The organism is uncultured Flavonifractor sp. (assembly GCF_944385615.1).
Taxonomy (GTDB): domain Bacteria; phylum Bacillota; class Clostridia; order Oscillospirales; family Oscillospiraceae; genus Flavonifractor.
On the sequence record NZ_CALWXV010000041.1, the window covers coordinates 1 to 23,562 of the forward strand.

General features: G+C 59.6%; 18 protein-coding genes and 1 tRNA gene. 9 read left to right on the forward strand and 10 right to left on the reverse strand.

Features of this window, described 5'->3' with window-relative positions:
* Positions 1-196: 196 nt before the first annotated feature.
* The 4 genes from Q0J75_RS10225 to Q0J75_RS10240 all read right to left on the reverse strand — a co-directional run bounded on the left by Q0J75_RS10225 (position 197) and on the right by Q0J75_RS10240 (position 3,446).
* Positions 197-571 carry a hypothetical protein gene (locus Q0J75_RS10225; RefSeq protein WP_297200620.1) on the reverse strand — a complete coding sequence of 125 codons (375 nt, stop codon included), beginning with the start codon at positions 569-571 and terminating at the stop codon, positions 197-199.
* A gap of 45 nt (positions 572-616) precedes the next feature.
* Complete coding sequence (locus Q0J75_RS10230) at positions 617-1,129, reverse strand: hypothetical protein (RefSeq protein ID WP_297200623.1); 513 nt, start codon at positions 1,127-1,129, stop codon at positions 617-619.
* 85 nt (positions 1,130-1,214) lie between these two features.
* Positions 1,215-1,652, reverse strand: a complete 438-nt coding sequence (locus tag Q0J75_RS10235; RefSeq protein ID WP_297200626.1) for a hypothetical protein — start codon at positions 1,650-1,652, stop codon at positions 1,215-1,217.
* 459 nt (positions 1,653-2,111) lie between these two features.
* Positions 2,112-3,446 (reverse strand): methyl-accepting chemotaxis protein, encoded by a 1,335-nt coding sequence (locus tag Q0J75_RS10240; protein ID WP_297200630.1) that lies wholly within the window; start codon positions 3,444-3,446, stop codon positions 2,112-2,114.
* Between the two features lie 250 nt (positions 3,447-3,696).
* On the opposite strand from Q0J75_RS10240, the gene yfbR reads away from it, so the two are divergent.
* The 4 genes from yfbR to Q0J75_RS10260 all read left to right on the forward strand — a co-directional run bounded on the left by yfbR (position 3,697) and on the right by Q0J75_RS10260 (position 8,042).
* Complete coding sequence (gene yfbR, locus Q0J75_RS10245) at positions 3,697-4,308, forward strand: 5'-deoxynucleotidase (RefSeq protein ID WP_297200635.1); 612 nt, start codon at positions 3,697-3,699, stop codon at positions 4,306-4,308.
* A gap of 23 nt (positions 4,309-4,331) precedes the next feature.
* Complete coding sequence (locus Q0J75_RS10250) at positions 4,332-4,601, forward strand: ACT domain-containing protein (RefSeq protein WP_297200638.1); 270 nt, start codon at positions 4,332-4,334, stop codon at positions 4,599-4,601.
* A 38-nt stretch (positions 4,602-4,639) separates the two neighbouring features.
* Entirely contained in the window at positions 4,640-5,998 is a 1,359-nt protein-coding gene (locus tag Q0J75_RS10255; protein ID WP_297200642.1) for a PFL family protein, read from the forward strand.
* Between the two features lie 79 nt (positions 5,999-6,077).
* A complete protein-coding gene (locus Q0J75_RS10260; RefSeq protein WP_297200645.1) occupies positions 6,078-8,042 on the forward strand; it encodes a molybdopterin-containing oxidoreductase family protein in 1,965 nt (654 codons plus the stop codon).
* A gap of 59 nt (positions 8,043-8,101) precedes the next feature.
* Here the strand turns inward: Q0J75_RS10260 and Q0J75_RS10265 are convergent, their stop codons facing one another.
* Positions 8,102-10,297, reverse strand: a complete 2,196-nt coding sequence (locus tag Q0J75_RS10265; RefSeq protein ID WP_297200649.1) for a methyl-accepting chemotaxis protein — start codon at positions 10,295-10,297, stop codon at positions 8,102-8,104.
* A 353-nt stretch (positions 10,298-10,650) separates the two neighbouring features.
* Between Q0J75_RS10265 and Q0J75_RS10270 the strand changes: the two genes are divergently transcribed.
* Complete coding sequence (locus Q0J75_RS10270; RefSeq protein WP_297200652.1) at positions 10,651-11,985, forward strand: glucose-6-phosphate isomerase; 1,335 nt, start codon at positions 10,651-10,653, stop codon at positions 11,983-11,985.
* Between the two features lie 147 nt (positions 11,986-12,132).
* On the forward strand, positions 12,133-12,546 hold the full coding sequence (locus tag Q0J75_RS10275) for a hypothetical protein (protein ID WP_297200655.1): 414 nt from the start codon (positions 12,133-12,135) through the stop codon (positions 12,544-12,546).
* Between the two features lie 86 nt (positions 12,547-12,632).
* On the opposite strand, the gene Q0J75_RS10280 is transcribed toward Q0J75_RS10275, so the two are convergent.
* Entirely contained in the window at positions 12,633-13,040 is a 408-nt protein-coding gene (locus tag Q0J75_RS10280) for a hypothetical protein (protein ID WP_297200658.1), read from the reverse strand.
* A 164-nt stretch (positions 13,041-13,204) separates the two neighbouring features.
* Here Q0J75_RS10280 and Q0J75_RS10285 point away from each other — a divergent pair, with 164 nt between their 5' ends.
* A complete protein-coding gene (locus tag Q0J75_RS10285) occupies positions 13,205-15,046 on the forward strand; it encodes an S-layer homology domain-containing protein (protein WP_297200661.1) in 1,842 nt (613 codons plus the stop codon).
* Positions 15,047-15,124: 78 nt separating this feature from the next.
* Here the strand turns inward: Q0J75_RS10285 and Q0J75_RS10290 are convergent, their stop codons facing one another.
* The 3 genes from Q0J75_RS10290 to Q0J75_RS10300 form a co-directional block, all read right to left on the reverse strand.
* A complete protein-coding gene (locus Q0J75_RS10290) occupies positions 15,125-18,556 on the reverse strand; it encodes a chitobiase/beta-hexosaminidase C-terminal domain-containing protein (RefSeq protein WP_363315735.1) in 3,432 nt (1,143 codons plus the stop codon).
* Positions 18,477-19,151, reverse strand: a complete 675-nt coding sequence (locus Q0J75_RS10295) for a hypothetical protein (protein WP_297200668.1) — start codon at positions 19,149-19,151, stop codon at positions 18,477-18,479. Before Q0J75_RS10295 ends, Q0J75_RS10290 begins: the two co-directional genes overlap by 80 nt.
* A 300-nt stretch (positions 19,152-19,451) precedes the next feature.
* Complete coding sequence (locus Q0J75_RS10300) at positions 19,452-21,602, reverse strand: glycogen synthase (protein ID WP_363315736.1); 2,151 nt, start codon at positions 21,600-21,602, stop codon at positions 19,452-19,454.
* A gap of 337 nt (positions 21,603-21,939) precedes the next feature.
* Between Q0J75_RS10300 and Q0J75_RS10305 the strand changes: the two genes are divergently transcribed.
* Both Q0J75_RS10305 and Q0J75_RS10310 read left to right on the forward strand, forming a co-directional pair.
* A complete protein-coding gene (locus tag Q0J75_RS10305; protein WP_297200673.1) occupies positions 21,940-22,251 on the forward strand; it encodes a PH domain-containing protein in 312 nt (103 codons plus the stop codon).
* Between the two features lie 31 nt (positions 22,252-22,282).
* Positions 22,283-23,299: a DUF3829 domain-containing protein gene (locus tag Q0J75_RS10310; RefSeq protein ID WP_297200676.1), complete on the forward strand. Its 1,017-nt coding sequence runs from the start codon at positions 22,283-22,285 to the stop codon at positions 23,297-23,299.
* Positions 23,300-23,407: 108 nt separating this feature from the next.
* On the opposite strand, the gene Q0J75_RS10315 is transcribed toward Q0J75_RS10310, so the two are convergent.
* A tRNA-Thr gene (locus Q0J75_RS10315) sits at positions 23,408-23,483 on the reverse strand.
* Positions 23,484-23,562: the final 79 nt, after the last annotated feature.

A 23,562-nucleotide genomic window follows, 5' to 3' on the forward strand; every position in this document is an offset into this window, starting at 1 on the left:
GTATAGCTCAGCTGGGAGAGCGCTTGAATGGCATTCAAGAGGTCAGCGGTTCGATCCCGCTTATCTCCACCAAAAAGTCCTGAAACCAAATGGTTTCAGGACTTTTTTCATGCACTGAGGGCAGCAATTCCGTTACCCTCGCGTAAATGCTGCCCTCCCAATCCCAAAGAGATCGGTGTTATTTCTCCACTTTGTGTTAGACCTGGTTGGTCTGCAGGTACTTTTGATAGTCCTTTTGGAAATTAAATGTCCCTATGACAGCCCAAACGCCCACAATGATAAGCCACCAGCCGCTCACTCGCCCGGTGCTGATGGTGGTAAGAATGGTGCTGACGGAGCCATAGATCAGAAGCAGTATCGCGCAAACCCGACTTTTGGCAATCTGCACGCCAAGGGCAAGGCCCACGATCAGCGCCACATCGATGACGATCAAATAGTTTTTGATGTATATGCCCAGCGCTAAAGAGATGGCGGCGCATACATAGGCCATAATCGCCGCGTACCGGATATTTCCCTTGTCCCGCTTGTTGGCATACTTGGCGTAATACTCTTTTTTGGATATCTGTTCCATATACGTTCTCTCCTTTTCCTTCCTGCAGCTCCACACAAAATTTTTTTATTCTTTTGTAAAGCGATAATAAGTGCCTGTGTTCATATTCGCTACATCCAGCACCGAGCCGTCTGATTGCAGAAAACCAAAATAGGAGGTCACCACTTCATCAGAAAGCTGCTCCTTGCCATTTAACAGAAAGGTCTTATTTGTGGTGGAAAAGCATATAAACTTGTCTAATGTGTATTGTTCCGTCGAATCAATCACGCTCATCATTTCTTCTTCCGACACACCATAGGAAGCAAGCTCACCCGTCAGATAATCCATCCCGTCCCGGCCCACATGACATTCATATGTACCGCCATAATAATTATCGTCCGTTACATCTCTTGTCTGATACCAATAAAAGCTTTGATCTTCTCCAAATACCCATTGAGAGCCATCATCCGCGGAAATCCAGGATGTTCCCGCCAAAAGGTCTTTTCCGGCAGATGCTTCCGGTCCGGCTTGACCGGAGCAGCCAGACAGGCAAAGAGCGATGCAGCACAGGAGCGGCAAGCATGGTTGAAATTTTCTCATTTCGTTTCCTCCTCCCCCTTTGTGTGTGCCAATGAAACGCATGGCGCTACATACGGCCCCCGCAAACTAAACCGCAGGAACAACATCAGGACCAATGTGTTTTCTCCGCTGTCAAAACCAGAATCGCCCGGTCGCTGGTGGCTTCTTGCAGCGCCGTTTCCAATAGGGCATACGCCTGTTCTTTTCGCCCCGCGCTTTTGAGCGCCGAGATTCTCTGGCAAGCAAAATATTCCTTTGCCTGCATCTTCCCTATGGGTCTGCCTCCGTTCAGCTTCTCCAAAGCGTCCAATTCGGAAAAATATCGTTCTACATCCCGTCTGATGAGAAACTGCTCCCAGGCGTCGTTCAAGCGGTTTGCCCACCGGCGGGCCTTGGCAAACTGATAGACCACCAAACCGATGAACACCAACAGCACGGCCACAACAGCGGGCCCGATCACAGAGGCCAGTCCGACCTCATTCAGCGCGGAGATCAAAAAGATGGTCAGTATGATGACCCATAATATCACCGCGATGATCCCCATAACGACCCTGTTTGGCCCATTTTCATGGTTCTGCTTTTTCACCTTTTCACCCCTTTCCCGTTTGGAAGCTGTTCCTGCCATCGTTTCTTTCGCTTGCGGATGTTTTTATTATACGGATGGACTGGGTTGCCGTCTACCATGCAGCGGAATTTATTCCCTAATTGCCGAAAATGCTTGTGTTCAGGCCCTTGTATTTGGGCAGGATGGAGCTATGCCCAAAAAAGAGACGCAAAATAACTGTCCAACTCCATGGTCAGAGTTAGGCAGTTTGTCAGGGGGCGCTGGGGCGGCCCCTGTCTGATTCTTTTATTGGTTCAGCAGCATCTCCATGACATCTTTGATCCCGGAAACCGTGCTGTCAATTTCGGCCACGATTTCCCGGATGGTGGACATCTTCGTGTTCTGGTTGGCGATCTCCCCGTTGAGCAGCTCAAACTGCTGGACTACGTTGGTGACATACTACCACATCTGCTCCAAATCGTCGGAGATCTCCCTGGAGGCGGAATCGCTGTTCTGGGCCAGGCTGCGTACCTCGTCGGCCACCACGGCAAAGCCCTTTCCAGCCGTGCCCGCCCGGGCCGCCTCCACCGAGGCGTTCAGAGACAGCAGGTTGGTCTGCCGGGAGATGTTCTGGATGGAGCTGACCGCACTGGCCGTCTGCTCCATCTGCTCCTGGGAGCCCTTCAGGATCTGAGCCAATTCGGCCTGGCGGCTCATGACCTGCTCCATGGCCTGGCTGTTTTCCTCGATCATCTGGTTGATCTTTTCCAGGCCGCCGGTCAGGGAGTGGACATGGGTATTCATATTCTGCTCCACCAGCTCCCGGGTGTTGTGGAACTGGTTCACATCGTTGATAACGCCCACCACGACGGTGGAGTCTCCCCCTTCTTCCTTGCCCACATGGATCACGGCGTGTACCCACAGATAATTCCCATCCCGGTGCTGGGTGCGGTATTCCGCCTCAAACAGCCCCTGCCGCATGGCGATGTTGTCGTTCAGGCTATGAATAAAGGCAGGATAGTCATCGGGATGGATCCGGTTGAGCCAGAGGCTCACCTGGTTGGGGAATTCATCCTCCCCGAAAAATCCCAGCTGTTTGCGGAAGGTCTCGGAAAACCACACCACATTTTCCGGGGCGTCCAGCTTATTCTGCCGGAGTCTGATGTAAAAAGAGCCCTGGGTGGTCACCTGGTCAATGGCGGAATAGCGGGTCAGCAGGCGGTCCAGAGCCTGCTTGCGCTCGTGCTCGTCGTTGGTGTCCACAAAAATGCCGATAAACTGGATGGCCTGGCCGGACTCGTTTCTCTGTACGTTTCCCGCCGCCCGATACCAGCGGTAACCCCGGTCCTTGGTCCGGAGCCGGTACTCCAGATCATACTTGGTTCTGCCGGTGGGATCGGCCAGGGTCTGCACAAACAGCCCCAGGGTACGCTCCTTGTCCTCGGGATGGAGCAGGTCGGACCAGGATTCCAGGGTATTGGGGAAATCGTTGACGTCGTGGTAGCCGATCATGTGCCGGAAATCATCCGACCAGTAGGCGGCCACCACCTGATTCCCCGGGCCGATGTCCATATTCCAAAGGCCGGAGGAGATGGTCTGGTTGACCAGATGGACATTGTTGCTTTCCCAGAGAATACGCCTGAAATATAATCCAAGGACCCGGTCAAGCTCTTTGTCCATATGGGAGGGAGAAGGTATATCCAAACCGGATGGAATCTCCTGAATATCTGTAAACTGGTCAAAGGAAATCTGCTGAAGGATATCTAAGGTCTGTTTGTTCCGAAAGAGAGCCATGGTAAGCCATCCTTTCTTCTATTTCATTTATAGCTTTGGTCGCTACAAGGCGGGGCGCTACCACACCTCTCAAAAAAATTCACACCTGGTTTTTTAACCGCTTATTTCTGAGTTTATCTTTCTTTCCTTTCTCTGTCAAGTCCTTCCTGTACAGGTTTGATTTTCTTACGGGATGTTTCCGCTCCCCGCCCGGTTTACACCGCCGGGCTTTTATGGTAAAATGACTTGTTTTGATGGAATGGGAGGATTGATGATGAAATCACATCCTTTTTTTGCCTATTTATCCCGAATGCGGTACATCAACCGCTGGGGGCTGATGCGCAACACTTTTCAGGAAAATGTGCAGGAGCACTCTCACATGGTGGCGGTGCTGGCCCACGCCCTGGCGGTGATCCGGCGGGATGTGTTCGGCGGGACGGCCGACCCCGGTCTGGCGGCTATGGCCGCCCTGTACCACGACGCCCCCGAGATCCTGACGGGCGACCTGCCCACCCCCATCAAGTACTATGACCCGAAGATCCGGGACGCCTACAGGAAGGTGGAGGAATTTTCCGCCGGAAAGCTGCTGGACACCCTGCCCGACGCCCTGCGCCCCGCCTTTGCCCCCCTGCTGCGGGAGGACTATGACCCGGACACCAAGGCTTTGGTGAAGGCGGCGGACAAGCTGTCGGCCCACATCAAATGTCTGGAGGAGCTGAAGGCGGGCAACACCGAGTTCCAGCAGGCCGCCCGGCAGACCCTGGAGGCCCTGAAGGGCTACGGCCTGCCCGAGGTGGACTATTTTCTGACCCACTTCCTCCCTGCCTTCGGCATGACCCTGGACGAGATGGGCCGGTGCCAGACCGGTCCCGTTTCCATATAGAATACAAAAAGGAGTTATCAGCTATGAGAGCCATCGTCACCGTTCTGGGCAAGGACCGGGTGGGCATCATGTCCATGGTATGCGCCCTGCTGGCCCAACACAACGTCAACATTCTGGACATCAGCCAGACCATTTTGCAGGACTATTTTACCATGGTCATGCTGGTAGATGCCACCGGCTGCGATATTCCCTTTGCCGATCTGGCCGCTCTGCTGGAGCAGGAGGGCCAGGACCGGGATCTGTCCATCCGCGCCCAGCGGGAGGACATCTTTAACGCCATGCATCGCATCTGAAGAAGCGCGGAGCCGCTGAGCAAGGAGTACATCGTTTTATGATTAACGCCAACGAGATTTTTGACACCATCCACATGATCGACCAGCAGCACCTGGACGTGCGCACCATCACCATGGGCATTTCCCTGCTGGACTGCGCCGACGCCGACCCAGACGCCGCCTGCCGCAAGATCTACGACAAAATCACCCGCCAGGCCGAACATCTGGTGGCCACCGGCGAGGCCATCGAGCGGGAATTCGGGATTCCCATTGTCAACAAGCGGATTTCTGTGACCCCCATGGCTCTGGTGGCCGGGGCCTCTGAGACCGACAACTATGTCCCCTTCGCCGTGTCCCTGGACAAGGCCGCCAAGGCGGTGGGGGTCAACTTCATCGGCGGCTTCTCCGCCCTGGTGCAGAAGGGAGCCACCAAGGCCGACCGGAAGCTCATCGCCTCCATCCCCGAGGCCCTGGCCCGCACCGACCTGGTGTGCGCCAGCGTCAACGTGGGCTCCACCAAGGCGGGCATCAACATGAACGCCGTGGGGGTCATGGGCCGCACCATCAAGGAGTGCGCCCAGCTCACCGCCGAGCAGGGGGGCTTCGGCTGTGCCAAGCTGGTGGTGTTCTGCAACGCTGTGGAGGATAACCCCTTTATGGCCGGTGCCTTCCACGGGGTAGGCGAGCCCGACTGCATCATCAATGTGGGCGTGTCCGGCCCCGGCGTGGTGTACCACGCCCTCCAGGACGTGAAGGGCCAGTCCTTTGACGTGGTGGCCGAGACCATCAAAAAGACCGCCTTCCGGGTGACCCGCATGGGCCAGCTGGTGGCCCAGGAGGCCAGCCGCCGCCTGGGGGTGCCCTTCGGCATCGTGGACCTGTCTCTGGCCCCCACCCCTGCCATTGGCGACTCGGTGGCCCGCATCCTGGAGGAGATGGGCCTGGAGACCTGCGGCGGCCACGGCACCACCGCCGCTCTGGCCCTGCTCAACGACGCGGTGAAGAAGGGCGGCGTCATGGCCTCCTCCCATGTGGGCGGCCTGTCCGGCGCCTTTATCCCGGTCAGCGAGGACGAGGGCATGATTGCCGCCGCCCGCTCGGGGGTGCTCCACCTGGACAAGCTGGAGGCCATGACCTGTGTCTGCTCGGTGGGTCTGGACATGATCGCCGTTCCCGGCGACACCTCCGCCGCCACCATCTCGGCCATCATCGCCGACGAGGCCGCCATCGGTATGGTCAACTCCAAGACCACCGCCGTGCGCATCATCCCCGCCCCCGGCAAGGTGGTGGGGGATACGGTGGAGTTCGGCGGCCTGCTGGGCTCCGCCCCCGTCATGCCCGTCCATCCCCAGAGTGCCGAGGCCTTCGTGGCCCGGGGCGGCCGTATTCCCGCCCCCATGCAGAGTTTGAAAAACTAAGTCCAGGGGGGACGTTGTCCCCCTATGTAGAAAAAGGCCGCCAATTGGCGGCCTTTTTCCCAAGGGAGGATTCCATAAAATGTCTATCTATCGTTCCGCCTGTCCCTATGACTGCCCGGAGGGCTGCTCCCTGCTGGTGGAAACTGACGGGAACACCGTCACCTCCATCACCGGCGACCCGGCCAATCCCTACACCGGCGGCTGGGTGTGCGCCAAACTGCACCGCCTGCCCCAGGCCCTCGCCAGCCCCCACCGCATCCTCACCCCCCTGCGCCGTACCGGCCCCAAGGGCAGCGGCCAGTTTGCCCCCGTCTCCTGGGAGGAGGCCATCGGGGAGATTGCCGCCCGCTGGAAGGCCCTGATGGCCCAATACGGGCCGGAGACCATTCTCCCCTACTCCTACGCCGGCACCATGGGCGCGGTCCACCGCAACTGCGGAGAGGGCTTCTTCCACGCCCTGGGGGCCAGCGAGCTGAAACGGACCCTGTGCAGCTCGGGCAAGTCCGCCGGGTGGGAGACTGTCATGGGAAACTCCTGTGACCTGTCCCCTTGGGACGTGGCCCACAGCGACCTCATCCTGCTCTGGTCCACCAACATTCCCGCCACCCGGGCCCATTTGGCCCCCATCCTGCGGCAGGCCAGGGCCAACGGGGCCAACATCATTCTCATCGACGTATACGAGAACCCCTCCGCCCACCTGGCCCACCGGTGTGTGCTGCTCCAGCCGGGCAGCGACGGGGCCCTGGCTCTGTCCATGCTCCAGGTGCTGGACCAGGAGGGCCTGACCGACGAGGCATGGCTGGCCCGCCACGCCGACGGCTGGGAGGAGCTGAAAGCTACCCTGGGCTGCTGGACCCCGGAAAAGACCCAATCCATCACCGGTCTGACCCCGGAAACCGTGCGGGAGCTGGCCCGGGCCTACGGCAGGGCCAAGGCCCCCTGTATTGTGCTGGGCAGCGGCTTCTCCCGCACAGGCAACGGCGGCGAGGCCACCCGGGCCATTGCCGCTCTCCCCGCCGCTGTGGGCGCCTGGGCCAAGCGGGGCGGCGGCACCTATGGGGTGTGCTCCTCCCCCGCCCTCATTGACAAATCCCCCGTCAAGCGGCCCGATCTGGCAAGGCTGGGGGTCCAGGTGGTGAATATCAACCAGCTGGGCCCTGCTCTGGCGGGTCAGGGGGTAAAAACCCCCATCCACAGCCTGTACGTCTACCACGCCAACCCGGCGGCGGTGACCTCCGATCAGAACGCCATCCTCCGGGGGCTGGCCCGGGAAGATCTGTTTACCGTGGTCCATGAGCGGTATTTGACCGACACGGCAAAGTATGCCGATCTGATCCTTCCCGCCCCCTATATGGTGGAGACCACCGACCTGTACACCCCCTATGGCTATCGGCAGATCCAGTATGTCCGGCCTGTTGTGAAGGCCCCCGGCCAGGTCAAGAGCAACTGGGAGGTGTTTACGCTGCTGGCCGCCGCCCTGGGGCTGGAGGACCCCTACGGGAGCCGCACCCCGGAGGAGCTGTGCCGGGCCATGGTAGAGGCCAGTCCCGCCCTCTCCCCAGCGGAAAAACAGCGGGTGCTGGCAGGAGAACCGGTGGTGCTGGAGTCCCCCTTCCCCCTGCCCATGGAGACAGACGACGGCAAGGTCCATCTGTCCGACCCCATTCCCACCTGGTTTGCCCCCCACGGCGGACCGGAGCCCTTCCGTCTGGTCTGCGCCCCGGCGGTCCACACCCTCAACTCCTCCTTCAACGAACTCCCCGCCCTGCAAGCACTGCGGGGGGAAATGACGGTGCGGCTCAACGGGGACGACGCCGCCCGGCTGGGGCTGGCCCATGGGGACCGGGCGGTGTGTTCCAACGACCTGGGAGAGATGACCTGCATCGTGGCGCTGGACAAGGCAGTGGCTCCCAGGACGGTGGTGGCCGAGGGGGTCTACCCCGGCAAAAACACCGTCAACTGCCTGACCCATCCCCGCCTGTCCGACCGGGGAGAGGCCACCACCCTCAACGACAACACCGTTTGGGTGCGTCCCGCGCCCTAACCACAAAAAATGGACGTCACTTTTCAGTGACGTCCATTTTTATGTTCGATAAGACTTCCTCAATACTTTTCCCCGGGGGTGGAGGCGGAGAAGTGGGAAGTAGTGGTAAACTGGGTCCGGCTGGGCGGAGCGGGGGGCTCTTCCTCCAGCATGGGGGCCGGGGCGGCGTCCTCTACAAAGGACATCTCTTGAGGGGGCTGGGGGGCCGGCTGGTCCTGGAACACCTGGAATTGCTCCCCCACCCCCGCCTTCAGGCGGAACTGGGCCACCTGGTCCCGCATGGCGTTGGCCTGGCTTGCCAGCTCCACGCTGGCGGCGGCGGACTGCTCGGCGGTGGCGGAGTTGGTCTGCACCACGCTGGAAATCTGGTCCACGCCGGTGGAGATCTCAGACAGCCGCCGGGCCTGGTCCTGATAGGCCTCGGCAATGTGGTTAATGGAGTCCACGATCTCGTCGGCTCCCTTGGCCGCCTGGGCCAGGGCCTGGGCGGTGGCGGCGGCCAGGTCCTCGCCCTGCTTTACCGCCTCCATGGACCGGGCAATCAGCTGGTTGGTCTCCCGGGCGGCGTCGGCGCTCTTACCGGCCAGACTGCGCACCTCGTCGGCCACCACGGCAAAGCCCTTGCCGGCGCTGCCCGCCCGGGCGGCCTCCACCGCGGCGTTGAGGGCCAGGATATTGGTCTGGAAGGCGATGTCGTCGATGGTTTTGATGATCTTGCCGATGGCGTTGGACTGGCGGGTAATGTCGCCCATGGCGGCCACCATGGACTTCATCTGTTCGTTGCTGGCGTCCACCTGATCCTTCACCCGGTTCAGGCCGTGGCTCATCTCCACAGCGTGGTTGGAGCCCTGGGTGGTCTGCTCGTTCAGGTCCTGCACCGCGGCGGACAGCTCCTCCACCGAGGAGGCCTGCTCGGTGGCCCCCTGGGCCAGGGCCTGAGCGCCGCCGGAGATCTGCTCAGCCTCCATATTCACCTTGGCGGCAGAGTCGGAAATGCCGGACATGGTGGCGGACAGATGATCCTGGATCAGGAGCATGGCCCGCTTTACCCGGGCAAAGTCGCCCTGGTAGTCATGCTCCAGCTGGAAGTCCAGATTGCCTTCCCCCACCTGCTCCAGCACACGGGAGATCTCGTCAATGTACTTGATATAGTCCTTCAGCCGGCGGACGATCTGCTCCACGTCCCGGCCCACCTTGCTGATTTCGTCATTGCCCCGGACGGTATACTCCACGTTGAGTTCACCGTTGGACAGCTTGTCGGTGACCACGCTGAGCCGGCGCAGGGGCCGGGTGATGGAGATGGCCAGCAGGGTAATGATGGCACCCAGCAGCACGTCGCAGCCGATAAAGCCGATGAGCACCAGCCGGATGGTGGAGGCCACATGGCTGTCAAACTCGGCGGCGGGGAGCACGCCCAGCATCTTATAGCCCAGATCGGACAGGTAATAGGTGCTGCCGTAGAAGGATTGCCCGCTCCGGGTGTAGGACATGCCCTCCACGGTCTGGTCCTGGGTCAGCGCCTGAGACAGGTTGGAGGAATAGCCCGCCTCCTCCACTTTGACGCCTACGACGTCCGCGCTGGGGTGGTAAAGGATGGTGTTGTTGCAATCGTACAGGGTCACATAGCCGCTATCCCCCACCTTGATCTGGCTCAGGGACTGGCTCAGCCGCTCGGTATCCAAGTCGGCGCCCACGATGGCCGCCACCTGATTGTTGATGATAACGGGGCTGGCCACGGTGACCACCATTTTCCCGGTGGTGTTGTCCTCATAGGCGCTGGTCACAACGGTAGTCTGCTGCTGGAGCACCATGGGATACCATTCCCGGGTGGTAAAGTCCACATCCCGGGAGAAAATGTGGGTGCCGTCGCTGAGCAGCACCTCCCCGCCGCCGATGTCGGTGAGCCACACGCTGAGGGCCTCGCCGCCATAATAGGCCTGGATGCCCTGGAGTTCATGGAGCAGGTCGGTATAGTATGCGGAATCGGCCATCTGCTGCTTTTCAGTGTCGGCCACGATATCCACTACAATTCGGGACTGGGCCAGCATTTCCGACACACCGAAGTATTTTTGAAAGAAGGCGTTGACCTGATTGGCGGCGGACTCAGTTTCCGCGGTCAGGTTTTTGCGCACCATTTCCTCCACGGTGTTGGACACCCGCGTACCCAGCAGCACCCCAATGACGCTGAGTACCAGGATCAGCGGCACCAGTATCCCAATGAGCAGTTTTTGTACAATTCCCAGTTTCACGATCATACACCTCTCTCCACGCACTTCTCCGGCTGCCCCAAAAACAGGCGGCTCCGGCCAAAACGCCGGGCCTTTGTCCCTTGCACAACCGCGCCGCGATTTATTTCGCGGTGGTTCTTTTATTATAGAGGAGGCAGAAGGTGAAACGCAACTGAATTTCGCGATATTTCTTCGGTTATGGGAAAATTTTCGCTGTTTTCTGCTCCTTTTTTCAGATGGCTGGTATTTTTGGTTTTTTCTTCCGCTTTGCCTTTTTTCCTCTAGCCAAGCCGGGCCTTCCGGTGTATGATTAGAGCATCGGACGCGGGCCCCTTTCTCCAACGGCCCGACGCCGCTTTTCATTGAAGGAGTGACACAACATGATTCAGATTGATACTTCCAGCGCCCGCTCGTTCCTCTCCCAGGACTGGCTCTCCAGCCGCCTGGACGCCCTGGAGAGCGCCCGGCAGAAGCTGGAGTCCGGCAACGGCGCGGGCGGCAGCTTTACCGGCTGGGTCCACCTGCCCCGGGACTATGACAAAGAGGAGTTTGCCCGCATCCAGGCGGCGGCTCAGCGCATCCGCTCCAACTCCCAGGCCCTGGTGGTCATCGGCATCGGCGGCTCCTATCTGGGCGCCCGGGCCGTGGTGGAGCTGGTCAACTCCCCCAACTTCAACCTGACCCACAAGGACGGCCCCGCCATCTACTTTGCCGGCAACGGCCTGTCCACCGACGCCATGGCCGAGGTCATCGACCTGGTGAAGGACAAGGACTGGTCTATCAACGTCATTTCCAAGTCTGGCACCACCACCGAGCCCGCTGTGGCCTTCCGTATCTTCAAGAACCTGCTGGAGGAAAAGTACGGCAAGGAGGAGGCCCGCAAGCGCATCTACGCCACCACCGACGCCCACAAGGGCGCTCTGAAGGGCCTGGCCGACGCTGAGGGCTATGAGGAGTTCGTGGTGCCCGACGCCATCGGCGGCCGGTACTCCGTCCTCACCGCCGTGGGCCTGCTGCCCATCGCCTGCGCCGGGGTGGACATCACCGCCCTGATGGAGGGCGCCCATGAGGCCATGGAGGCCCTGGCCGTTCCCGGCGAGGCCAACCCGGCCTGGCAGTACGCCGCCGCCCGCCACGCCCTGTACACCGGCGGCAAGAAGGTGGAGATTCTGGTGGGGTACGAGCCCTCCTTCCGCTTCTTTGCCGAGTGGTGGAAGCAGCTCTACGGCGAGAGCGAGGGCAAGGAGGGCAAGGGCCTCTTCCCCGCCAGCGTGGAGTTTACCGCCGACCTGCACTCCATGGGCCAGTATATTCAGCAGGGCGAGCGTCTGATGCTGGAGACAGTGGTCCGCTTCCAGAACGCCCGGACCGCCATCACCATCCCCCACGATCCCGACAATGTGGACGGGCTCAACTTCCTGGCGGGCAAGGACCTGTCCTTCGTGGCCGAGCAGGCCATGCGGGGCACCCTGCTGGCCCATGTGGACGGCGGCGTGCCCAACCTGATTGTCACCGCCCCCGACCGCTGCGCCAAGAGCGTGGGCGCCCTGATCTACTTCTTTGAGTACGTCTGCGGTCTGTCCGGCTACCTGCTGGAGATCAACCCCTTTGACCAGCCCGGCGTGGAGGCTTACAAGAATAACATGTACGCTCTGCTGGGCAAGCCCGGATATGAGGACAAAAAGGCCGAGCTGGAGGCCCGCCTGGGCGGCTGATTTGGAGGAAGACTTCCCAGCCTTTGTGTCTATCCGTGGGAATTTTTTGTGAACTTGAGCAAATCAGTTGCAATCCCACGGTAAAAATGGTAACATAAATGCACCAGGCCGGGGGTCGTCCCGGCGGACTAAGAAGGAGTGATAACTATGGTGAGAGTGATCATGGGGGTCAAGGGCACCGGTAAGACCAAGCAGATGATCGAGCTCATTAACTCCGCTGTTCATAGCGAAAACGGCAACGTCGTTTGCATTGAGCGCGGCCCCAAGCTGACCTATGACATTCACTATAAAATCCGTCTGGTGGAGGCCAGCCACTTTGATGTTTGCAACTTCGACTTCATGAAGGGCTTCATCAGCGGCCTCTATGCCGGCAACTACGATATTACCCATGTGTTCATCGACAGCCTGACCAAGATCGTCTCCGCCGACGTGACCGATCATGCGGTGGAGGAGTTCCTGGACTGGCTGAACAGCTTCTCTGAGAAGAACAACATCAAGTTTACCGTTACCATCAGCGCTGACGAGTCTCTGGCCACCGAGGGCATTAAGAAGTACTTCTAACGCGCATTTCAAGGGGCCTGCCGCGTCACGCGGCAGGCCCCTTTTCGTTGGCGTATGGACACCGGCGGCGGGAGCAGGCTCCCGCCCTAGGTTTTTTCCTTTTTGCGGGTCATGATGACCCACATAAGAGCCGTCAGGCAGACCGCGCCCGGAATCATAAGCACCAGAACCATCAGTTGGGGGAAATAGAAGAAAATCGTCTCCCACATCCCCTGGTGGGGCGCTGTATAGAAGAGCGCGGCGCTGAGAATCAGCACAGCCACAAACAGCCCCCCAAACGGCGCCAGCTCCCCCACCACATTTTTCCGGTTCCGCTCCGCCCATCCAAAGGCAGCCCCTTGGACCAGCCCCAAAAGCACGCTTGCCAGCAACATCATCCAAAGATTCTGATAGCCGTCAAAATGAAAATACAGCACCTGCAAGGGCACATACAGGCAAATCAGCCTGATTGCCGCCCGGACCAACGCGGGACTCATATCGTTTCCATGTTCCATACCGCCGCTCCCCCCTTTTTTCATATCACTCACTATACCACAGATTCGGACATTGCGCCAGAGAGGAGGAACTGTACCATGCCGCTGCAGAGAAGCGCCGGACCATAAGGGATATCCCCCACCTGAAAAAGCATCTGAAAAACGGAAAGAAAGTAGGGATTTCTATGAAAGGTAAGTATCGTCTGCACCGTGCAGGCGCCTGGGCCTGCGCTGGGGCCCTGGTGTTGTCCCTGCTGCCGGTCCCATCGCTGGCGGCCCAAACCCCGGCGGTCAGCAGCAACATCCACAAAAACAACTACACCACCTGGAGCGCTCCAGTGACCTCCTATCTGTATGAAAATGAGGCAGGCGGCCTGACCCGGGTGGAGTACACCGGCGGCCAGGTGGTCATTGAGGACTACAGCGCCGACTTTTCCTTCCTGTCCAGCCGGACCATCTCCCCGGAGCTCCCCCTGTGGGGCGGTTTCTACGCCGGTGAGAGCTACAACTTCCTCATCTTCGGCCAGAAAAACCCCTCGGAGAGTAGCGCCACCGAGGTCATCCGGGTGGTGAAGTACGATAAGGACTGGAACCGGCTGGGGGCCGCCAGCCTGAAGGGGGCCAATACCACCGTTCCCTTTGACGCGGGCAGCCTGCGCTGCGATGAGTACGGCGGCTATCTGTACATCCGCACCAGCCACGAGATGTACACCAGCGACGACGGCCTCAACCACCAGTCCAACCTGACCCTGGCGGTGCGCCAGAGCGATATGTCCATCACCGACTCCTTCTATGACGTGATGAATATCTCCTACGGCTATGTCAGCCACTCCTTCAACCAGTTTATCCTGGTGGACCAGGACGGCAAGATCATCGCCCTGGACCACGGCGACGCCTACCCCAGAAGCGCGGTGCTGATGGGCTACTACTCCAACGCCTCCACCGGCAAATTCTCTGGGTCCCGCTATTCCAACTGGTGCTGGAACATGGACCTGATTACCTTTGACGGCAGCATTGGCGACAACACCACCGGCGGTTCGGTGGGCGGTCTGGCCGAGACGTCCGACGGCTATGTGATGACCTATAATTACGACGGCGTTGGCGGCGGCGGCGAGCGGAGCATCTACTTCCAGTACATGGACAAGGCCACCGGCAAGGGCCGGCAGTATATGCTCAACGGCTCAGCGGGCAGCACCACCCCCATGCTGGCCCCCACCGGGCTGGACGGCGGCTATGTGCTGTGGAACGGCAGGAGCGGCTACACCACTGACAACACCCTCCACTATATCCCCTACGCCGCCGACGGCACCCCCAGCAATCCTTTGACCGACTCAGCCCCCCTGTCCGACTGCCAGCCTATCCCCTATGACGGCGGCGTGGTGTGGTATGTCACCGACAACTCCGTCCCCACCTTCTATGTGCTGGACGACAGCGGCGTCACCAGTTATCCGGTGGGCCAGACCCAGCCGGAGCCTGAGCCCACCCCCGACTCCTTCTCCGACGTACCCTCCAACGCCTGGTACGCCCAGTATGCCGAAGAGGCAGCCCAGGTGGGCCTGATGACCGGCACCGGCGGCAGCAGCTTCAGCCCCAACGCCACCCTCAGCACGGCGGAGGTGGTCACTCTGGCCGCCCGGCTCCACGCGGACCGGAACGGCAAGACGGTGCCCCAATCCAGCGGCGCCTGGTATCAGGGTGCCTATGACTACTGCGTGGACAACGGCCTGTTCACCCGGACCGAAATTCCCCAGTCCAGTCTGACCGGAACGGCCACCCGCTATCAGATGGTGGACCTGCTGGACCGGGCGGTACCTGACAGCGAAAAACAGGCCGTCAAGACCATTCCCGACGGCTATATCCCCGATCTGCGCCAGTCCGACCCCTACGGTGACGTGGTCTATCAGTGGTACCGGGCGGGCATCGTGGAGGGCGACAGCGCCCACCGCTTCAACGGCTCCACCCAGATCAGCCGGGCCGAGACGGCGGCCATCCTCTGCCGCCTGGCCGGGCTCACTCCCAGGGTGTAAGGCTCTCCTCTCCAAACCAAAAAAGTGGCTGCCGGAAGGCAGCCACTTTTTTCAGATAAAATTTTATGGAAGGATGGTTCAAACCTTATCCGCTTCAATAAAACGCTGCAAAATGGCGGCGACCTGGGCTCTGGTAGCCTGTCCCTGGGGGTCCAGGGTATGGTTGCCCCCGCCGGAGATCAGGCCCTCGTTTACCGCCCAGCCCATGGCTTGGACGGCCCAGTCGCTGACCTTATCCCCATCGGTGTAGCCGCTCAAGGTTCCGGCAGAAGCAGGCTGACCCGCATAGCGGTACAGCATGAGAGCCAGCTGCTCCCGGGTCAGGTCCTGGTCCAAGTGGGCGCCGTCCGAAATACCCTTTGCCACCGCCCACTGCCGCCCGGCCTCATACCAGACAGGGTTGGAGGCGGTATCCACCCCCTCAAGGCGAGCCAGGACCGTGACGATCATCCCCCGGTTCATGGGCGCGTCAGGGGAAAACGTCTGCTCTCCGGTGCCGGAGAACAAGGTCCGGCTGGCCACAAAGCCCACGGCATCCGCCCCCCAGTGGGTGGAGGGCACATCCACAAATTGCTTGCTGTTGTCAATGATCTTTACGGTATCCCCGTCAGAAATCTTCACCGCCACTCCCGTTTGTGTGGTGACTGTGGTTTTGATGATCTCCTCCTCGCCGTTTGCCTTTACAAGAACGGCCACGGTACCGGGCGTAACGTCTTTTACCGGGATCTCCACTCTGGCGGTGATACCGGCGGGCAGATCCACCGTCACGGCAGAGGCCGTGCTGCGGTCCCCTGTGACAGGAACGGGCGGCATGGGCAAGGCCACTGCCTCCCCCTTTTGCTGGGCTTCCTGCATCCGCTGCGTGGACACCTCCGCCTTACTGGTTAAGCTGCCGTTCCCGGCGGCCACCGTGATGGAGGTAGAGCCGTCCCGGTGTTCCATAGTGGTGGTAACGGTGCCGTCCTGGGCTGTTTCCACCTGTTCCTTGCTGCCGTCAGGCTGTTTTGTGGTGCTTACGGAGGAGCCATCCGGCCGTGTCACCGTCGTGGTGGTGGAGCCGTCGGGATGTTTGGTAACCTCCGTCTTGTTGCCGTTGCTTCCGGAACTGCTGCCCCCGGTATTGCCGGAGCTTCCCCCGCTGGAGCTGCTGCCGCCGGTGCTGCCGGAGTTTCCTCCACCAGAACCGCTGCCGCCAGTGTTACCGGAGTTTCCTCCACCAGAGCCGCCCCCAGTGTTGCCGGAATCCCCGCCGTCGGAGCCGCTGCCGCCGGTGTTGCCGGAGTCTCCTCCACCAGAGCCGCCCCCAGTGTTGCCGGAGTCCCCGCCGTCGGAGCCACTGCCGCCAGTATTGCCGGAGTCCCCGCCGTCGGAGCCGCTGCCAGAGTTGTCGGGCAGGGCAATCTCATATTCCAGGGATACCACCCCGCTGTCCCGCAGGCCATCGCAAACCGCAATGGCTTTGATCTGCGTCTTTATCACCGCGCCCGGCGTACCGGTCAGGGAAATAGGCCCGGTATAGAGGATCCCGCCAGCGGCGGTGGGCTGGCTGCCGTCCAATGTGTAGTAGATCACCGCCCCAGGGGTGGCGGAGGTGAGGATTACGCTCTGGTTGTCGCTATACCGGCCGGGAGCGGGCTGCGCCGTGGGTGCGTCGGTCTGGCCCTGTTCCGGCGCCGCAGCCACCACAACGGTGATCCGCACCGTCAGCGCCACCCCGTTGGCGTCCACCCCCTCCGGGAGGGTCACTATACCCTCCAGCTGGAAGGTCTGCTCGGTTTTCAGTCCGGGCTCATAGCTGGTACCGTCCGCCGGCACCCGGGTCCAGGTGACCTGGGCGGTATGGATGGCGCTGTCGTCCGTCACGATCTGCACCTGAGCGGGCAGGACCAGCGCGTCCAGCGCCGTACCGTTGGCGGCGGAGACCGGCGCGGGGGTCTGTATGCTTTGCAGGTACACGGTTTTGGACGGGGTAGCCGGGAAGGTCACCTGCACCGATAGGGTACCGTCCGCTTGCAGAATGGCCTGGGCAGGCTGTCCATCCACCGTAACAGCGGCCCCCTGGGTAAAGGCATAGCCAGGCTCCGCCGTCAGGGGTATGGTGGCTGTATAAACCGTATCATAATCGGCGGTACCGCCGCTTTCCGGCTGCCAAGTCACCGTCCCGGCCAGAACGCCTTCCGTTGCCACGGCTACCCCGGTGTCCAGCGGCTGTCCCGCCACCGGCGCGTCCAGACCGGTGAGAGCCACCGCAGAGATCTCCTGGGGGCCTGGGTCAACCAGGCCGCTGACCTCCACCTCATAGGAAATGGTATAGTCGTATGCCTGAGCCTCAAAGACATAGGAGCCGTTTTCCAGGGGGTCGGTGGGCTGGGGCTGCCCGCCGTTGGGGCCCTGCTGCAATTTCCAGTCCAACGTATACTCTGTTCCGGGAATATTGATGAGATTACCCATATTGCCATAATACTGCATGGCAACAGCAGGACCGGGGCGGGCGTTCAGCAAGTCCTGGACGGTATCGCCCTCCTGGGCCTGATAGCTGTCGGGAGCGGGGTCCTGGGGCTGAGCCACCAGATAGGTTGTCACAAACTTTGAGACTGCCACATATCGGGTGTGGGGCGCCAGTTTGGGGGCATTGCCGGAGATAACGGCAGCAGAACCCATGGGCGTTGTGCCGCCGCTCAGCTGTATATTGGTTCCCAGGTTCAAAGTACCGTTGTTTTCCACCACCGTCACACTGGCGGCACTGGTCTTCACCGTTGTAAAGCCCATGGAATTGGTGATGGCGGCCGAGCCGCCCGCCTCCACCCGGAAGACCGGGGAAGCTGTGCTGGTGACAGCGCAGGGGGAACTGGCATTTCCGCCGGTCTGCCCGTTGAGGTCCAGGGTCACCCCATCCTTCAGTACAAGGGTGTTGGACAGCGAGACGGCATTTTGCAGAACCAGGGTATCGCCGGATACGGCGTCATTCATAGCCGCTTCCAGGGTGTCGTAGGACCGGGAAGACCCGTCCGCCCCTTGCAGCAGCACGTTTCCATCTGCGCTGGGGTCCCGGGCCTGTTGGGCCAAAGCAGGATAGGTCAGCTTCCATGTTGTATAGGCAGGTGATTTTGCGGCAGAAGAGTCGTGATTTTTGCCAAAGGTCTCATATCCGTTGAAATTCTTTTCGGTCTCGGTGCCGCTGCCCACCAGGAAATAAACCTGCCGGGCCGGCAAAATGGAAAGCTGGGGATCATCCCAGGTGGGGTCAAGGGCATACCACTGGGTATTGCCTGTGCCGTCGTCCAGCTTGACATAGTTCCATGCGTGCTGCTCGCCGTTGGGCCGGTTATTTGTATTATAGGCCCAGCCCTCGATATAGGCGTTTTCAATGCCAAAGGCATCCAGCAGCACCTTCATGGCCGTGGCATAGCCATAGCAGACCGGATCGTCATCAGTGGTATTGACAGAGCAGTCCGCTGGCCGCGCAGCGGGAAAAATTGCTGGCGGACAACCCAGCGTCATTATATACATTGTGCAGGGCGATCCAGTCGTTGAGATATCTGAGTTTGGCCACCGTATCCACAGCCGTGGCCGGTACGTTTGCCTTGATCTCCGCCACCTTGGCGTTCAGATCCGCCCGGTACTGCGGCAGATTCTCTGGGGTAAAGCCAGGATAAAAGAAGGATTCTCCGGACATACAGGACAGCACGAAAATATCATTGCCCTCAGCGTCCTGTCTGGGATTTCCCTCTGCCCAAACCAGCTTGGAGGAATCCACCCAGAAAATTTCCGGGTGATCGCGGAATACCGCAAAGATAGGCTTTCCGGTGATGGAATATCCGGAGTCCTTGGGGATGACGACCTGTACGCCGGATGGGTCCAGAGGATCTTTGGCAAGCTCCTCCACCTGGGAGAGAATGGAATCGTAAACCGCCTTTTCGTTCTCGTTCAGCTGGGTATAGAAATATTCGCCGGGCTCCGCCATACGCAGGGTCTGGGCAAAAGAATTGCTCCCGCCCGCCGGCCCAGCCGCATAGGCCGGAAGTCCGCCGCTCCACAGCAGGCTGCCGGCCAGCAGTACACAGCAAAGCTTTTTTCCGCCCTGCCCCGGATGTTGTCTCTCCATAAAAGCCTCCCTTTCTTTTGCCGCTGGGATGCGCTTGAAAAACGCGGCATTTCACACATATTTTGGGTAAATTCCTTTTAATAACAAAGAAACATCCCACTTTTTGGTTCTTTTTTGCCTGTATTTGGCTTAGTATATCACAGATATTCTACCAAAACAATAGGAAAACGGAAGATTTAGGCCTAATTTGAAACAGAACACACCTGTTATCCGTGATCGCTTTGTGGAATTGCCGGAAAAAAGCCTGTACCGCAGAAAAGCGGTACAGGCTTTTTAGAATCATCAGACGCAAGAGAACGCTTACCACTGGGTCAGCTCCAGATACAGATCCTTGTACTGTCTGGCCGAGCGCTCCCAGGACACGTCCTTGGCCATGTCCCGCTGGACGATCTCGTCCCAGTGATAGCGGTTGTTGAAATAGAGGGTCTTGGCCCGGTTGATGGCGTCCAGCAGAAGGCCCGCGTCATAGCGGTCAAAGGTAAAGCCGTTGCCGTCGCCGGTAAAGTTGTTGTAGGGCTCCACAGTGTCCTTCAGGCCGCCGGTCTCCCGGACGATGGGCAGCGTACCATAGTGCATGGCGTTGAGCTGGGTCAGGCCGCAGGGCTCAAAGCGGGAGGGCACCAGCAAAACGTCGGCGCCGGCGTAGATCCGGTGGGCTCTGCCCTCATCGTACTGGATACAGGCGCTGAAGGTGCCCCGGTAGGTATTCTCATAGTAGCGGAAGGCATCCTCATACTGCCGGTCGCCGGTGCCCAGCACCACCACCTGGGTGTTGCCGTCCAGCACCTGGGTCATGATGGCATTGACCAGGTCCAGGCCCTTCTGATTGGTGAGCCGGGAAATCAGGCCAATGACAAACTTGCTGGTATCCTGCTCCAGGCCCAGCTCCTTCTGAAGGGCCAGCTTGTTCTCCATCTTGTGGTCCAGCACGTTGCCCAGGCTGTAGTTGTGGGCCAGCGCTGGGTCGGTCTCCGGGTTCCACATGCCGTAGTCGATGCCGTTGACAATACCTCTGAGCTTATAATTATGATAACGCAGATGATTCTCCAGGTGCTCGCCATATTCGCTGGTCTGGATCTCACCGGCATAGGTGCCGCTGACGGTAGTGATGCGGTCGGCATAGGCCAGACCACCCTTGAGCATATTGGCGTCCACCCAGTTCTGCTGCAAAGCGCCCATGTTGAACACCTCGTCGGGCAGGCCGGACCAGTACCGGATGGTGGGGATATTGTAGACGCCCTGGAAGCGCAGGTTGTGGATGGTGAGGACGGACTTGGCATGGCCCACCGGGGAGTCCTTGAACAGGGTACGCAGATACACCGGCACAAGAGCCGCCTGCCAGTCATGACAGTGGACAATGTCGGGGATCCAGTTCATATAGTTCAGCGCGGCCAGGGCGGCCTTGCTGAAGAAGCAGTATTTGGGGATATCGTCCACCAGATTGGTGTAGGGATTGCCGCCAGTAAAGAACTCCTGGTTATCAATGAAGTCATACACCACGCCGTCCCAGATGTACTCCATGATGCCCACATAATAGTTGCGCCCGGTCCGGCCCAGGTCCATATAAAACGCGCCCCGGTAGACCATCTTGTTCTGATACTCCTGGGGAATGCAGCCGTAACGGGGCAGGATCACCCGGACGTCACAGTTCAGCCGTACCAGCTCCCGGGGCAGGGCGTACATCACATCGCCCAGACCCCCGGTTTTGACAAAGGGATGACATTCTGAGCCGATGAACGCCACGCTTCTGCGGGGCAGGTTGGACATTTCAAACATGGGAGCAGCCTCCTCTACAACAGGTGCGGCCTCCTCCACAGCGGGAGCGGGCTCCTCGGGGGCGGGGGTCTTTTTCTTGGTGGCGGATGCGGTCTTCTTTTCGGCAGACGCTGTCTTTTTTCCGGTGGAAGCGGCCTTCTTTTTGGTGGAGGCCGTCCTTTTAGCGGGTTCTTCCTGCTCCGCCACAGGGGCGGCCGCTGCCTCAGGCGCGGGGTCGGCTGCGGCGGGCGCTGTCTCCTTGGAAGCGGCGGCGGTTTTCTTTCCCGTGGACGGGGTCTTTTTTGCGGTGGATGTGGTCTTCTTGGCGGTGGAGGCAGTCTTTTTGGGGGCGGGCTCCTCCTTTTCCGCTGCGGGTGCAGCCGCGGGAGCGGGCGCGGAGGCCGCCGCCACAGGGGCTGTCTCCTTGGGGGTGGAGTCCGTCTTCTTGGGGGCGGGCTCTGCTTTCTCCGCCACAGGAGCGGCCGTTTTGGCGGGCGCAGAGGCCGCCGCCGCGGGGGCCGTCTCCTTGGGGGTGGAATCCGTCTTCTTGGGGGCAGACTCCGTTTTTTCCGCCGCAGGGGCGGCCGCCGGAGCGGATGCACGCTTCACCGCGGTAGGGGCTGTTTGTTCCACTGCCGGGACTGCGGCCTCCTTCGCGGCCATATTCTGTTTCAAATCTGCTTTTTCCCGTGCCATGATGAACCTTCCTTTCCCTTCATGCTATCCTCACAAAGTCCTCGCCGCCGCCTTCCGCAGATGCGGAGGCAGCGCAGGCCTGGATACTTGGCATTTACAAAAATATAACACATCGGCTCCGTTTTTGACAGTCCTTTCTGGTAAAATTCAGGGAAAATTCCATCCTTTTTCTTTCCCGGGGCGGCACGGTCCCTGGAGCAGACAAAAAACACAAGGTTTCCCGTCCCCCTTGTTCCCGCTTGTTGAACTGTCCCCAATATGCTAAAATAACTGTCGGAAATTTTCCCAGCCGCGAAATAGCGCCGCGGCAAACCAAGAGAAAGCGAGAGGAAAGACAATGGCAAAATGGACGCTACAGGCATCGGAACAGCTTCTGGCAGAGGCTTCGGCCTCCTACATCACCAAGCGCATGGTGGTTATGCCCAAGCCCAATCCCGGAAAGCTGCATATCACCAATCAGCGGGTCATCTTCACAGACGCACTGACCCTCTTTTTCGACTACCCCCTGGATCAGATCGTCTCCTTTTCCGTGGGAATGGCCAACACCATCACACTGACCACAACCGATGGAAAAACCCACAAAATCACCGGAATGTTTAATAAAAAGCTGATCCAGGCCCTGGAGCAGGCCGGAGTCAAAAAGGCATAATCAAATCTGAAAGAAATGAGGAGAACACCTTATGAAAAAAAGAAACGTCCTGCGGCGGTTTGGCCCGTGTCTGCTTACCCTGTCCCTTGTTTTATCCGGCTGCACAGGAGGGCAGAACACTACCGGCGGTACGGACAGTTCTGCCGCCCCGACCCCCTCTCCCACCGCCGACCAGACATTGGATTTCACCAAGTACAATGCATATCTGGATGTGCTGGACAACGTCTATGAGATGGACGCCTTGCTCACCGCCTATTTTACCGTGGTGCAAGACCAGCCGGAGTTTGCTCTGGTGGAGGGCATGGACTACAGCATGCTGGACGAGGACTTCTCCTTCTACACGTTCAGCTCCTATCCTATGGAGAAGGCCATGGGTTACCGGGACGAGGAGCCTGACTATCCTGAGCAGGACACCCTGCTGACGGCGCTGGAGGAGCCCTTCCTGGCCATGGGCGAGATTCTGGACGACCTGGGCTGGTACATCAGCTACTCTGAATATGAGGAGGACGGCATGGCCAAGGCCGCTCAGCTCCACACCCAGCTCTATGAGGTGGTCAGCGACTTTGACGAAGCTGCTTTTCCCTTTATGGACTCCATGGACGTGCTGGACCAGTCCACCGAGCAGCAGGAGCTGGACCGCCTGAAGAGCGAGGGCATGGATATCGCCTATTATAGCCGGATCATTGTCAACCTCTCCTATGACATCGACGACGAGATCTGGACGCAGCTCTCTCAGGCCGATACAGAGGGGCTCCCCACTTTGGATATGACCAATCTGGAAACCCTGTATCAGCAGCACCAGGAGGCCTACGCTGAGCTGACCAAGGCTCTGGCCGATCCTGAGCAGGTAAAGACCATCTGGCCCGACGATTCCTCTTCGGAAAGCCAGGCAGAGATTTACGGCACGGCGGTGGAGGATGTAAACACCGCCCTGGACAACTTTATGCAGGCGGCCCGCAGCCAGGCGGATTACAGCTCGAGCTATGAATCCTACACGTATCAAGTTTCTTTCCTGGTAGACCTCTACAACTCTGTTATTTCTGGATAACAAAATGGTTCCCTCCGGATCAGATATCCGGGGGGAACCGTTTTAATTGTGTGATAAAATCCGGTAAGCAACAAAAAATCCCCAAGAACCAAAGTTCTCAGGGATTTTTGGAGCTGCTATCCGGATTTGAACCGGAGACCTCATCCTTACCAAGGATGTGCTCTACCTACTGAGCTACAGCAGCATAATGGCGACGCGGAAGGGACTTGAACCCTCGACCTCCGGCGTGACAGGCCGGCGTTCTAACCAACTGAACTACCGCG